We start from the raw sequence: 14645 nt of genomic DNA on the forward strand, positions 1-14645 counted from the left end.
CTGGGAAAGCCAAATGACAACACCACAAAACGCAATATTAGACGGTCAGGACTCACGTTTTTTCTACTTTCTTGAATACCAATTACTTGGCAGCACCTCCGAACAACAAATCATCAAAACGTTGAAATCCATTGGCCATGCGCAAGGCGTTTATCAGCTGGTCGCCTTCGGCCCAGACTTGGCTCAACGTCTTTTACCTGAAACAGAAGCCCTGGCTTTTGCCCCCATGAAAACACTTGCCGGCCCTGACTATCAGATGCCAGACACCCAAAGTGACCTGTTCTTCTGGTTACACGGCGCCAACAACAGCGACCTTTATGATCAGGTGCTAACCATTCAAAACTCTATGTCAGGTTTAGCAAAACTGACTCAAGATCAAGCCGGTTTCACCTATCACGACAACAAAGATTTGATTGGCTTTGAAGACGGCACCGCCAACCCGAAAGAAGACGCTCGTATTCCAGTGGCATTAATTCAAGACGACGCCGCCAATAAAGATGGCGCCATTGTGTTCGCTCAAAAATGGCGACATAAACTCGAACAATTTTTATCTCTACCAGTAGCAGCACAAGAGAAGATTGTCGGCCGAACCAAAGTTGAAAACATTGAATTGGAAGGCAATGACATGCCCGACGATTCACACGTCAGCCGTACCGATGTCAAACTGGATGGCGAAGCGATGAAGATCTATCGCCGCAGTGCGCCGTACGGTAATGCTACTGAAAAAGGGCTGATGTTCCTTTGCTTTGCCTGCAGCCAGAAGCGCATTCAAATTCAATTGGAACGCATGGTCGGTTGCACAGGAGATGGCTTGTCAGATCACTTAATGAAGTATTCAGATGCGGTCTCGGGCAGTTACTTTTATGCGCCTTCGCAAACGCAGTTAGATAAGTTGTTGGGCTAAGGAATTAGGGCTGCGCGATCCGCAGCCCAACTATTATGGCCAAGTATTACGGTCGTAATTTACAACCCAATATTAGGCACAAGAGTTACAACCACGATTTACAACCGCAATTCACAACCACGATTTACAACCGCAATTCACAACCACGATTCACAACCCAAATTTGGGCGGTTTAGACTCGCCTTTTGAGCGTAACTCCACCTCTCGGAAATGTTCAACCGCCTTAATAAGCGCCGCATGCGCTTCCACCGCCTGACCAGAGTTCAAGAAGTGCTCAAGCGCTTCATAGACGTGCTCTAACTCCGTAAAACGGTAATTAAGGCTTAGCAGGCTTTTCGCAATGAAATCAGGGTCTTCACCCTTCTCTCTCATGGCCGCTGCTTTTTCCAAAGCGATGGTTAGTTGCTCCCGAGTTGGTGTTGACATGTCCCCTCTCACTTATTAATCATCTACTTAATAACCTAGGTCTTTGTAGGGAATTTTCAAGTTTTGCGACCTACAAAAAGTATTCTTCAACAGATCAAATAACACACATCAGAAAGTTAAAAGTTTCGTCCTCATCCCCGCCCTTTTTTGATAAGATCGCGCTTCCAAATTCACCTCCTCTCAACCATGCCTAGCAATGCGTTGTTCGATACCACTGGATCGCTTTATCTATGAACTCACAAGTCATCATCGTTGGCGCTGGCGCAGCCGGTTTAATGTGTGCAATTTCCGCGGCACAAAATGGCAAACAAGTGATGGTGCTCGATCACGCAAACAAAGCCGGTAAAAAGATCCTTATGTCAGGCGGTGGACGTTGTAACTTCACCAATATGTTCACCGAACCAGACAACTACCTTTCCGAGAATGAGCATTTCTGCAAATCGGCGCTATCCCGATACACCCAATGGGATTTTATGGCGATGGTGGATAAGCACGGCATTCCTTATCATGAAAAGACGCTAGGCCAATTATTTTGTGATAACAAATCGTCAGACATTCTGAATATGCTACTGACGGAATGTGAACAAGCCGGTGTAGAAATTCGCCTCGATCATGCCATCGAAGCGGTGGAGAAAGTCGAAGATCATTTCGAGCTTATCGTTAACGGACAGCCCGCTACCTGTGAATCTCTGGTGATTGCCACCGGTGGTCTGTCCATTCCCACACTCGGCGCCACCGGCTTTGGGTATGATCTCGCCCGCCAGTTTGGTTTAAAAGTACTCGACACCTCAGCCGGGCTCGTTCCTTTTACCATCACCGATCAACTCAAAAACTGGTGTACCGAACTCTCAGGCACAGCCATCGACTGCGTGGTCAGCTGCAACGGTCAATCCTTTAAAGAAGCCTTCCTGTTCACCCATCGAGGGTTGAGCGGCCCAGCCATGCTTCAGATCTCTTCCTACTGGAAACCGGGTGACAGTATCACCATCAACCTGCTTCCCAATGAATCGGCTCTTGATTGGTTGCAACAAGCACAAGCTGACCGCCCAAATACCGAACTGAAAACACTATTAGCAGACCAGTTCACCAAAAAAGTAGCGGCACTGATGTGCCAAGACTGGTTCGAATCCCGAGCATTAAAAACCTACAACGAACCACAACTCAAAGACATCGCCAGACAACTGGAAGCCTGGGTTGTCACCCCATCCGGCACCGAAGGCTATCGCACTGCCGAAGTTACCCTAGGCGGCGTTGATACCGACGAAGTCAGCTCCAAAACCTTTGAAGCTAAAAAAGTACCCGGTTTGTATTTCATCGGCGAAGTACTCGACGTAACCGGCCATTTAGGTGGCTTTAACTTCCAATGGGCTTGGGCAAGTGGCTATTGCTGTGGGCAGGCGTTGTAAACTGTATTGATGAAATTAAAACGAAGACAAGCGTGTTTGACAATCAAAGCATCATATAAAAAAGTATTTAGAAAAAAGATAAGTTAGTAAACTTAATCTATAGCCTGATTTAATCGATGAAGTATTCGAACGCAGAAGAATTATAAACCTTCTACCTCCATCCCGTGCTCAGCCAACCATTGTTTTCGCTCTTTATAATCAGGCATTGCTCGTTCTACACATAACCAAAATTCAGCTGAATGGCTGGGTTCTATAAGGTGAGATAACTCGTGAACAACAACATACTCAGCTATTTTTGCAGGTAGAAGAATTGTCTTCCAATGAAAGTATAGTGTTTGGTTTTTACCACAAGAGCCCCAACGGTAACCGAGGTCACGTACTTTCAGTGATGAATATTCAACGCCCAGCCTGTTTTTAAATTCATTTGCTTTAGCTGTTAACCAATTAAGTCCCTTCGATGAATACCAATCAATAAATAGTTTTCGAGCATCGTTAGCATTAGTTATAGATAGGTGAAAGCGACCCTGATGAAATTTAAATGGTACTATTTGTTCATCGACTAAATTCAAACGATAGCTACGCCCTAGGTATAAAAAACCTTCTCCTTGAATAAACTGCTTAGGTCTTATCGTTTTCTGCATCAACGACTTTTCAGCAAGCTTTTGATAGATCCAGCTAAGTTTAGAGCGAACAAACCCTTCTAGTTTATCCTTTGTCACAGTGGGGGGCGCAGTAAGTAATAAACTGCTGTCCCTGTCCACCGTGAGCTGCATCGTTTTACGATTGCTACTGAGCTTAACTGGAATAATCAAGTCTTCGATGGTTAAGGTCATAATGCCTCTAACTTGGGTGTATTAGCCTTGGCAAGCTCTCTTAGCTTGTCTACTAAAGGCTCCATATGGTCAAAATCTAAAAGATCTGACTCATGCAGGCTTTCAAATAAGTACTGCTCAAGCTCTTCTTGTAACGATATTCTGTGGGGCTCCCAAAAACTCGTTGTGGTTATCTTGTCCTGAATATGCGCCACCAACTTTTCTGTTAACTCGATAAGTTGCGCTTCAATTGCTAAGTCAGGTTGCTCCTCACCACATACAGCTACTTTAAGCATGCGGTAAAAAGCTAAGTAGTGCTCAGGGATATCTGGCAAACCTTCCTCATGCTTTGTTGAACCAGAACGGACTTCATCAATAATGGTTTGTAGTGCTTTTATTAACTCATCCCACTGACCTGCCAGATCTTCAAGTATCTTTTTGAGGTAATCACTTAGTTTTACGTAATAAATTGGGTCTTCATCATGATGTTGTGTTATGTGATGCCTAATTGCGTGTTCCATCTCTGAAGCTGCGGCCTTTTTCTGCTCTTCAGGTGTTGCACCTTGGTTTGCGGCTTGTGCAGCTATCTCGTCGATATTTTTTTCAAAGTGAGCATCGGTTAAGTTCACAGGTGCTACTTTAGGATCAATGCCCAGCGAAATAATGTGTTCGTCTATTAAAGTACGAACTTTTGCACCTACATCTTTACCTATGACCAAGCTATCACGGTAGCGCATTCTAGCCCGATTTTGGATCATCGCGAGTGCTTTTGCATCAGCGGCAAAAGGCAAACCTTCCGGTCTTGGCAGAACCGTCTCTAAGCTTTGTAAAAAGGCTTTCAGTTTAACGGCAAACTCTTGTCGCAATCGCTCCGTGCTAAGTAACTGCACGCAAGACTCAATATCATCAAGAGATTCAACACCTTTACTTCGGAAGACATCTATAGCACGAATATGTCGTTCTCTAAGTGCAGGTACCTCGTCTTTTAAACTGCGTAGCGCACCTTCAACATCCTCATCACTATAAGCAGCTAGAGCAGCCTTTAAATGATTAGCAACGCCATAGTAATCAACAACGATACCAAATTGTTTACCAAAACCTGTGCGGTTAACGCGGGCAATGGTTTGTAATAGCTCAGCTTCACGAATAGAGCGGTCTAAATACATTACCCCTTCAATTGGCGCATCAAAGCCCGTAAGTAACATTGACTTAACAATTAAAAATGAAAGCGGGTCAGTGTCTGTTTGTTTACCTTCTTCAGCTAAAAGTGGCTTTTTAAAGCGCTCAATCGCTTTATCTTGCTTAGCCCTATCTGTATGCTCCGCCCATTCTGGTCCATCGTTATTATCAGATGAAATAATGGTGGCAAATTCCATTTTTGCTAATACATCTCGGTAACGCCAAGCTTGTATCAAAGCTTGTACTTTTGGTGATTTACGACACAAGGTTTCGTTATCACACGCTTTTAACTCATCAGTTAAACGCTCTGAATCAAATAACAGTTTATCACGGGCCTCTTTAAAGGCTTTAAAGTAGCGCACAGCAGCTAGTCGGCTATAGGCCACAACTTGCGCTTTATAGCCATTGGGCAGAATGTTCGTCACATAGTGACGAAGCATGTCAGCGGCTTTGTCTTCAATTAGCTTAGTCGCCTCAAGTACGTTACCCTTGGTTGCGTATTTCTTCTTTATAGCTTCCAGTTCTTCTTCTGTTTTTTCATTGAAGAAGTCTTCAAATAACTCGTCTAAGCTTGAGCCATCTTTAACTGCACCACTTACCGTGCGGCCTTCATACAAAATAGGCACAGTTGCGCCATCCGCTTCAGCTTCTTTGATGGTGTATTTATCAATAAACTCACCAAAGACTTCATGAGTACGTTTTTTCTCGCCCATGATAATTGGCGTGCCGGTAAAACCAATACGCGCACAATTTGGAATACCTGAAAGCAAATTAGCATGTAAGTCACCTGATTGCGTGCGATGCGCCTCGTCTACCATGACCAAAATGTCTTCGCTGGCATTGAGTAATTCAAATGGATCAGCCGCTTTAGCTTGTGATTCGCGATACTTTTGGATCATGGCGAATACAATGCCGGGGCCTTGTTGCTTTAATAGGTTTTTAAGCGACTTATTGTTTGTTGCAACCGAAACCATTTCATCAGTAATTTTGGCAGTACCTGAGAGTTGGCTTTGTAAGTCTTTACGGTCGGTCACAATCACCACTTTAAAACGTCGTAGTTTTACGTCGGTACGCAGCTTGCGGATCAGGAACATCATGGTGAGTGATTTACCCGAGCCCTGGGTGTGCCACACAATGCCGCCGCGTCTGTCGTACTCGCCGTCTTGCTTACGGGTTTTACCATTTAGCAAGCGATGAACAGAGCGAACCACGCCACGGTATTGTTGATATCGACACACCATTTTGATGGTTTGCCCACCTTGATGGGTAAATAAAATAAAGTGGCGGATAATATCAAGCAGTGACTCAGGCATTAACATGCCTGCAACCAGTCGCTGCTGGGCAGATAACTTGGTTACCTCTAGCTCGTTTGCCAACGCTTTTTCACAGCGATTTGGTTCACTCGCCGTAACAACGGTTTTCCAAGGTTTATAAAACTCAGCACGTGCGCCAACAGTGCCCACTAAACACTGCTCAAAGCTTGCCGCTATCATTAACTGATTGGTATTAAATAACTGCGGAGCACCTTCGTTGTCTTCAACTTCACCTGCGGTAAAACGCTGGTTAGAATAGCGACGAAGCTGGTTAATTGCAGCAGCCATGGGCTCAGCGCTGTCTGGATTTTTACACTCAATAACGACGAGTGGAATACCATTAACTAGCAAGACTAGATCAGGAATAATGTGTTTTTTGCTGGTGTCGTGACCTGCTGGGCACTGCACCTTAAACTGGTTAATTACCGTAAAGGTGTTATTTTCTGGCGTATCCCAGTCAATAAAATGAATACTACGGGCGCGGCCACCATCCCAATCAGGCAGGCCATCGACAATTATGCCGTTGGTTATCAGTTCAAATGCTTTCTGATTTGCTTCCATCAATTTAGAAGCGGCAATACGGCTGATGGCAGAAACAGCTTGATTGACTCTTTGCTCATCAAGCCACTTAACTTGCTCACCATTTTCTAACGTACGCAAATTAATGTTTACCAGTTGCGCGCGCAATACTTTACTTTGTAGTACTTCGGCAAAGTTATCACGGCCAGTTATCGCAGCATCATCCAGACAACCTTCAATATACTGCCATCCTTGAGCTTGCAGTTGTTTAATCAAAGGCAATTCTGATTGTAAATATTCCGGACCCATAGTACTTCCTTTTAAATTCTTACTTTTAACTGGCCTGTTTTTGCTTTAATAATTCAGTGACACGGACTTTGCCGGTAAGAAGATCGTCCATTAAGCCTGATTTCTTTGAAAGAAGCTTATCTAAAGTCATTGCCTCAGCATTGATTTTATCAATCATTTCTCTGTATGCTTTTACAATATGTTGTTGTTCATTTGTCTCATCAGGTACCGCTATTTTGAATTTCTCCACATCACTTTTGGTGATGTTAGGGTCTTTTCTCGTACTAGCCGCTACTTTTTTCCAGTGGTGCCTGTTGAACTGCAATGAACGAAGAACAAATTCAGGGAAAATGTCGTCACTTTTAAATATTAAAACACTAATAGCTTGGTTAGTTGCTGCTTCTTTAGCTAACATAGCAACTCGCCCGATTTGCTCCCATCCGCCATACATTGCTACTAGCACTGATTCTTTGGGATATAGTGTACACGAGGTTTTGTCTAAAGCTTTTTGTGTGATTTGCTCATCAGTTCGGACTAATACATCCTCATTTAGATCCATGGTTTTGACCCAGGGAAATCCCCCCTCAGAACAGAAGTAGATCTCTGCTTTTGCCCTAAGAGGAGTACTACCAGACTTAATAGTACTTATTTCTTCCAGTGACTTCGCATTCCACTCTTTTGGAATCAAACCTAACTCAGATGGTTTATATAACTCTGGCGCATCTTCATAACTTGGGCGAAGTTCACCGTTTTCATCCACGCCACGGGTTAATAAGTCATGCAACAAGCCTTGTTTAACTTGTTGTAATTTGGCGATGATGGCTTCAGTTTCGCGGATTTGAGTGTCTAAAGTATCTAAAATATTTGCTATTGTTACTTTTTCTTCCGAATTGAAATCAATTAGCTCATAATCTTCTACGTCTTTGTTTCGCAGATTGTTAATAGCACTACCTGCCAAAATGAAGTCGATGTGTTTCCTAAATGAGCTTGATTGAAATACATGACTGAGAAAAGCAGAATCAGCTGAATCATACGGCCTGAATAGCGAACAAAAAGCACCAACTGTGTAACGGCCTTTTATATCTCTATATGCCGCAGATTTACCAACGAGTGCTTTTGAACCATTCGACATACATACCGCAATATCACCATCTACTAATATTTGCTCTTCACTTACAACACTCTCAGGGACAATTTGAGTTTTGATAAAATTTAGAAAGCCTCCCTCGATATTATTTGAACGCAACAAAACAAAACTAGTATCTGTTTTATGCTCAAGCAGCTGCTCTGGGGTATAAGAGACACCTCTATAGCCCTTAGCTAGTTTTCCCAGCTTAATTAAACTAAATTTAGACATAGCCAAGCCCTTTCAAATAAACTTCAAGGACAGTTGCTGCTTTATTTCGGGACAACTCTATTTGCGTTAATGTAATCTGATATTTATCCCACCAGTTTTCTACTGTTGCGATTAACTGCTGACGTTCCGTAGCTAGATAACGGTCTACAATGGTCAACATATCTTGGTAAAGGATATCGAGTATTAACTTCGCGGCTTCGGCAGAGCCGAGTTCATCTACTTTGGTATTTAACTCACTCTCAAAGGCTTCAGTTTTTGCCTTTAAGTTCTTAACGATTTTACTGCGTTTAGACTTTTGGGCTTTGATTTGCTTTTCAATACGCGCTATTTCTTCTGCTGAGAGTACTTCGGTGGTTTCACCATTATCTTCAGCTTCATCACTCTCTTCGTTTTCATCTTGTGGCAATTTTGCGCTTAGGGCTTTTATTGAGCCATCTAGCTCAGTTTTTTGTTGCTGTAAGCTCTGCACTTCAGATAAAAAGCCATCGAGTAAAAAGCGCACAAGCTTGTGCTCTAGTGGGTCATATTTGCTTTTACTATCTTCCATGGCGGTAATAATGCTGGTACGCCATGCATCAACCACACCTTTGGAATCACGGGCAATTAAGGTTAAAAAGTCATAGCGCTGTTGATACCAAAACGCTGCTATCATGCCACTTACCTGCGCATCGCTAAGCATGCCAATGGGTTTTAAGCTTTCGGTAAAACTGTTGATAAGCTCTTTGCGCAGCGCTGCATACTCTTTGTTTTTAGCAAGCGCGGTAATGCTTAGTTTGTGATTATCCCACCAAGTATTAAACGCTGAACGCATTGCTTGCTCTTGCGCCATTACACTTGGGTTACTGTTTATCACAGCTTTAATGGCTTGTTTAGAGTCAATGGTAGCTATAAATTCTTGGTAACCAGCTTGGCCTGCTTTTGGCGTAAAGATATCTGCTGTTTTTAAGCCTTGCGCGGTAAATAAAGGTTGTTTGCTCGCAATTTCGCTATCAGGAATCCCGCCCAGTAAATGTGCTTTAACATCATGGGGCTCTGGCGCGGGAGAGTTATCGGCATAACGGCGTATATTGAGGTTATAACGCTCTTCGCTTAGCTTTTTGTTGGTGACTATCGAAGCAAAACCCGGAATATCTTCTGTAAGCTCACCAGATTCAAAAGCTTCAAATACCGACGCTACACGCTCGATATGTTCAGGCATGAGATAGTTTTGTGCACGGCCTTCAAAGTATTCTTTATCTGCATTAATAAATAATACCTTGCCTTGCATATGTTCAGGTTTGCCACTGATTTTGTGTGCACCTTCAGCAACTTGCTGCCTAAAAATCATGATGCAGGCTGGAATACCTGTACCGTAAAATAGGTTTGGCGGCAGGCCGATAACCGCTTCAAGTAGGTCATCTGCAATAATGCCTGCGCGGATGTCTCTCTCTTCACCACCACGGAATAACACACCATGAGGCAGTACGGTAGCTACTCGACCGCCTTCAGCACATACCGCCAGCATATGCTGCACAAACATAAGGTCAGCTTTTTTAGCGCCTAAAGGTACTTGGCCATATTTAAAACGTTCGGGGTGATCAGGCTGATAAATAAATTGGCCATCATCATCTGTTTCTTTGGTGCCAAAGTTAATTGAAAATGGCGGGTTAGTAAGAATGCGATCAAACTGGATCAGTTTGCCATCTGTTGTATGCTGAGGGTGTTCTAGCGTGTCATCGTTCTCTAAGCTGTTACTGGTTAAACCATGTAGCAACATATTCATCTTCGCGATTGACCAAACAGTGCCAGCGGCTTCTTGGCCGTAGCAATCTAGGCGTGCGCCATTACCACCTTGTTCATCAATATATTCTTTTGAGGCGATAAGCATACCGCCAGAGCCACAACAAGGATCATAGACTTTATGGTGTTGCTCTGGCTTCATTAATCGAACCATCAAACGAACAACGGAACGAGGCGTATAGAATTCACCACCTTTTTTCCCCGCAGAATCGGCAAAGTCGCCGATTAAATACTCATAGGCCGCACCAAGTAAGTCAGGGAACTCAAAGTCATCATTACGTAGCCTGTGCTTGTTAAAATGGGTAATCAGCTCACGTAATTTACGATCAGGCATCGAGCTTTTACCAATTTTACGGTTAAAGTCGATGTACTCTAGAACATCTTGCAGTGAGCTATTGCCTTGCTCTAAACCACCAAGCGCTTCATTTAAAAAATTACCTACGTTTTTGTGTGCTTCGTTTACTAGATAATTCCAGCGAGAAGCTGGTGGCACATAGAAAGTCTTTTTGTACCACATTTTGGTTTCGGCAATTTTTTCAGCTTCTGCTTGGCTTTTACCTTTTTCAAGCTGTTGTTTGATAACTTCTTCACGGCGCTCTTCAAAAATATCTGAGCAACGCTTTAGAAACAGCATACCAAAAATGTACTCTTTAAATTCTGATGCATCCATCTTGCCACGTAGTATATCGGCGGCGTTGAAAAGATGTCTTTCTAGTTGGGATAGGGTTAATGGCATAAATTTACTTATTAAAATGTGATTCTATGTAGTCTAACAGTTCATAACCTTTGAGAGCTGTAGACGCGGTACCTCGTCTAATAATAAACTCAGTTGGTTTGCTTTGAATTCTCCCATCACTATTTTTGGCAGGGATTAAAACTGGCTTTGTGGCTTGTTTGCAGTCAATTACGATAATTGTCTTTCCATCAACTTCAACTGATGAGTAGTCCACCCATTTGCTGTTTTTCTCACCAATCAAATTGACTACATCTTGAGATAAGCGCTTAATATAGCCTTCCGCTTTAACTTCTTTGATATGCAGCATTTCCATTTCGATACCGCAGACCTGGCTATCATCAGTTACACCAATCAGTAAGGTGCCGCCATCTGTGTTTAAGAAAGTTGCTATATTTTTGGCTATTTTATATTGCTCTGCTTTACACCTTTTCTTGTAGTTATTGTCACCCTTGGTGAACGAGCAACCTAAATCCTCTACATTAGCGAAGAATGTTTGTTTGAATTCTATACGTTGTGTTTCATTGATTTTAATGAGCTGCTTTACTCTGCTAACTTCATCCAATGAGGAGAGTTCATATACAAAGTCATCAGTTCTCGATTCAACTTCTTTATATAGAGCGGGCTTTGTAAGTAATTCATTTTTGTATTCAGTGAGTTGCTCTCTTGCAACATCAAGCTTTCTAGCCAAGTCGACGATTCTAGTTTGTTCAACTTTGCTAGGAATAAATATCGTTAAGCTTTCAATGTTTTGCCTCGTTAGCATCGGTATCGTCGTGCCACGAGGTAAGTGTGATAATGTGAGTTTACCAAGCTCCGATTCAAAAAATAGCTTTACATACGCACTTGAAACTATTTGTTCATCAAATTGAATTTCAAAAAAGTTATTTTTGTTCCGTTTACCTATTTCGCTGTATTCAATACATTGTTGTTTGCCTGTAACCATTTTACTTAATACTATGGTGTTTGAGCGGGGACGATTAGAAGGCGATTTGATAGATTTCACGACGCAGTTTTTACTGTTAGGCGAAAAAGCATACTCATTAAAAATTTGATGATATTTATTGAGTTCATTCATTCTCCTTAAAACAGGTGAATTATCAACATAAGTTCTTACACTTAGATCATAATCATTTACACGAATGTCTTCAGTGCGAATTATTTTTGTATAACTTCCTTCAGAGGAAAAAGAAAAATATGCACTGGTGATTTTTTCGATATCTTCTGGACCTAAACGCTTCGCGTAACGAACTTCTTTGTAGTCATGTGAAGCATCAACAAATAAAGTTTGTAGCTTTCTATCGCTTGGCTTGTTTTTATTAAGGACTAAAATAGCAGCCGGTATACCCGTACCATAAAAAAGACCAGATGGTAGAGCTATGACGGCTTCTAACAAATCATCTTCGACCATACCAGATCGAATTTCTTTTTCATTATGATTCCGAAAAAGCGCCCCAAGTGGGATAACAGAAATTACTTTTCCATTCTTTTTACAAGCAGCAAGCATATGCTGCAAAAACATTAGATCAGCTTTTTTAGAGCCTAATGGTACAGAACCATATTTAAACCTTTCAGGGTATTGAATATTCTCTTTTGTGCTCTGTTCTTGGGTGCCAAAACGACTAGAAAAAGGAGGAACTGATAACACTCTATCAAATTGTGTAAGCGTCCCATCTTTATTTACATGAGCTGGACTTTCTAGGGTATCTTCATTAGAGAGATGGCTTAATGGAACACCTGAAAACAGCAGGTTCATTTGAGCTATCGACCACGTTACTCCAGATGCTTCTTGCCCATATAGCTCCAAATTAACATAGCCATCTGACTTACTAGCAACATGTCTTTTAGCTTCAACAAGTAAGCCAGCAGAACCACAGCAAGGATCGTAAACAGAAGTGTTATTTTCAGGGTTAGCCAGTTTTACAAGCAATTGAACTAGTGCCCTTGGGGTATGAAACTCTACTGCTTTTTTTCCAGCAGTTTCAGCAAAATACCCTAACAACGACTCAAAGGCTGCTCCTAGTGCGTCTTCATTTTCCAGATTATTATCAGCAAGATTTATGCGACTGAAGTGCTTGATAAGCTCACGCTGTAGATTATCTGTTAATTGTCTTTTACTGACTTTGCGGTTGAAGTCTATATATTGTAAAACATCTTGTAGTGAACTATTACCTTGCTCTAACCTACCAAGCGCTTCATTTAAATAGTTTCCGATATTTGTAGTTTGATTGGCTAGGTAGTTCCAGCGAGACGCCGGTGGCACATAAAATGAGTTTTTGTACCACATTTTCTCTTCTGCAATTTCCGAAGCTTCTTCACGGTCTATACCTTTTAATAGCTGTTCTGTTATTACGTCTTCACGGCGCTCTTCGAATGCATCGTTGCAGCGCTTTAAAAACAGCATGCCGAAGATATATTCTTTAAAATCTGATGCGTCTATCTTGCCGTGTAGTATGTCAGCGGCATTTAACAAGTGGTCTTCTAATTGAGGTAACGTTAACAGCACTACTAATTCTCAAAAAATTCTTCGACTTTTATTTAAACTTTGTACCCAATTTCCAATAATCAATCATCTAAAAAATAATCTGTATCAATAGTCTTCACCTGGTAAGTCTCTTTCACACTGACACCAAGATTATGTTTGATCATCAAGTCAGCCAGTTGTTTACCGTCAATCAGTACAACCTTCTTCTCTATCATTGAAATGTACTCTAGGGCGTCTTTACTGAAACGACTGGTGGTGATGAAAACCCCTTTGCGAGCTCGCCTCATCTCCAGAGCACCAACAAACGCCTGAATATCTGGTCTACCAATAACATTGTCAGTATAACGTTTGGCTTGAAGATAAATGGTTTCTAAACCCAGCGGATCTTCATTGATAATGCCATCGATTCCCCCGTCAGAAGTGTATTGTGTTGCCTGACCTGACTCAGCACTCCAACCGCCATACCCCATGGCTTGCATTAGCTGAACCACTAGATGTTCAAAGAATTGAGGCGATTGATTTTTAATGGACTCAAGTACATCAGCCGCCAAGTCGTTATTGAGGGTATTGAAGGCTGTTTCAATGGCTTCGGTAGGAGTTTGAGTTGACTCAACATTTATCACTTCACTTGGAGTCGTATTTGCTTTTGGGGAGCTGTTATGAAATTCACAAAATTCTTCGAAACGACGTAAATAACGAGCATTAATAAAGTCAGGCTTTTCAGCCAGAACCTCTCTTCCTCGATCGGAAATATGGAAAACACCTCTACGTGGCGATTCTATCAGTAAAGCTTTTTTAAAATACGTACGAACCCAACCAACCCTATTCGCCATAACCCCCTGATTACCACTAGCAAGTAACTCACGCCTTTCAGACTCTGACAGTTGAAACTTATCTGACAGCGTTTCAATTATGCTCTTAAGAGTATGTTCCTCACCATCATCTAATAATTTAAGAAAAGGAAGCATAAGAGTTTGATAATCAGGAATGGTCACTAAACAACCTCCATTGTTGTCGGAAGAACCGCATTAAAAATCAAAAAGAAGACATGGTATCACTGAGCTTCTCGGATCAAAAACCTTATGTTATGGCATCAAGTTTAAAATCACCTCTGATTTTTCACTGCTTATTTTTAATGTATTTAAGGACTCATCGTTACAGGTTCAATTACACAAATACCCAACAGTTTAAAATTCAACCAAGCTGCCCTATAATCCCCGCCAATTAAAACCCACCTTATCTTTGAGGCGTTGGACTTACGTTCTATATGCGGAGCCATGTAATTACTTTCTCTTTCTTATACAGCACACCCAATATTCACTGAACGATCACTCTTGAGATCGGATCAATGTGAAGGGTCATTGCTGTCTTTCCAAAGTTCATCCTTTAAACGCATACCAATAGCCACAAGCGTATTTGGTATCGGAAAGTTAAGGAGATAGGT

9 protein-coding genes are annotated in these 14645 nt (G+C 42.0%); 2 read left to right on the top strand and 7 right to left on the bottom strand.

Annotation, left to right across the window (positions count from 1 at the left end):
- The first annotated feature begins 13 nt into the window (after positions 1-13).
- Positions 14-904, top strand: coding sequence for a Dyp-type peroxidase (locus tag ACFOEK_RS04440; protein WP_386716755.1), 891 nt, complete (start codon positions 14-16; stop codon positions 902-904).
- 150 nt (positions 905-1054) lie between these two features.
- Here the strand turns inward: ACFOEK_RS04440 and ACFOEK_RS04445 are convergent, their stop codons facing one another.
- On the bottom strand, positions 1055-1330 hold the full coding sequence (locus ACFOEK_RS04445) for a hypothetical protein (protein WP_386716758.1): 276 nt from the start codon (positions 1328-1330) through the stop codon (positions 1055-1057).
- A gap of 230 nt (positions 1331-1560) precedes the next feature.
- On the opposite strand from ACFOEK_RS04445, the gene ACFOEK_RS04450 reads away from it, so the two are divergent.
- A complete protein-coding gene (locus ACFOEK_RS04450) occupies positions 1561-2736 on the top strand; it encodes a BaiN/RdsA family NAD(P)/FAD-dependent oxidoreductase (protein ID WP_386716761.1) in 1176 nt (391 codons plus the stop codon).
- A gap of 140 nt (positions 2737-2876) precedes the next feature.
- Here the strand turns inward: ACFOEK_RS04450 and ACFOEK_RS04455 are convergent, their stop codons facing one another.
- From ACFOEK_RS04455 to ACFOEK_RS04480, 6 genes are read right to left on the bottom strand one after another with little or no spacing between them, the layout of a single operon-like run.
- Positions 2877-3569 carry a M48 family metallopeptidase gene (locus ACFOEK_RS04455; protein ID WP_386716764.1) on the bottom strand — a complete coding sequence of 231 codons (693 nt, stop codon included), beginning with the start codon at positions 3567-3569 and terminating at the stop codon, positions 2877-2879.
- The gene (locus ACFOEK_RS04460; RefSeq protein ID WP_386716767.1) at positions 3566-6868 is read right to left on the bottom strand and encodes a type I restriction endonuclease subunit R; all 3303 of its coding nucleotides are present in this window, start codon (positions 6866-6868) and stop codon (positions 3566-3568) included. The genes ACFOEK_RS04455 and ACFOEK_RS04460 overlap by 4 nt, the downstream gene beginning before the upstream one ends.
- Positions 6869-6893: 25 nt before the next feature.
- Entirely contained in the window at positions 6894-8204 is a 1311-nt protein-coding gene (locus ACFOEK_RS04465; RefSeq protein WP_386716771.1) for a restriction endonuclease subunit S, read from the bottom strand.
- Positions 8197-10719: a type I restriction-modification system subunit M gene (locus ACFOEK_RS04470; RefSeq protein WP_386716774.1), complete on the bottom strand. Its 2523-nt coding sequence runs from the start codon at positions 10717-10719 to the stop codon at positions 8197-8199. Before ACFOEK_RS04470 ends, ACFOEK_RS04465 begins: the two co-directional genes overlap by 8 nt.
- A 4-nt stretch (positions 10720-10723) precedes the next feature.
- Positions 10724-13222 carry an N-6 DNA methylase gene (locus ACFOEK_RS04475; RefSeq protein WP_386716777.1) on the bottom strand — a complete coding sequence of 833 codons (2499 nt, stop codon included), beginning with the start codon at positions 13220-13222 and terminating at the stop codon, positions 10724-10726.
- 59 nt (positions 13223-13281) lie between these two features.
- Positions 13282-14196 carry a restriction endonuclease gene (locus tag ACFOEK_RS04480; RefSeq protein ID WP_386716780.1) on the bottom strand — a complete coding sequence of 305 codons (915 nt, stop codon included), beginning with the start codon at positions 14194-14196 and terminating at the stop codon, positions 13282-13284.
- Between the last annotated feature and the right edge of the window lie 449 nt (positions 14197-14645).

It is taken from the genome of Litoribrevibacter euphylliae, from assembly GCF_042646085.1.
GTDB lineage: Bacteria > Pseudomonadota > Gammaproteobacteria > Pseudomonadales > Litoribrevibacteraceae > Litoribrevibacter > Litoribrevibacter euphylliae.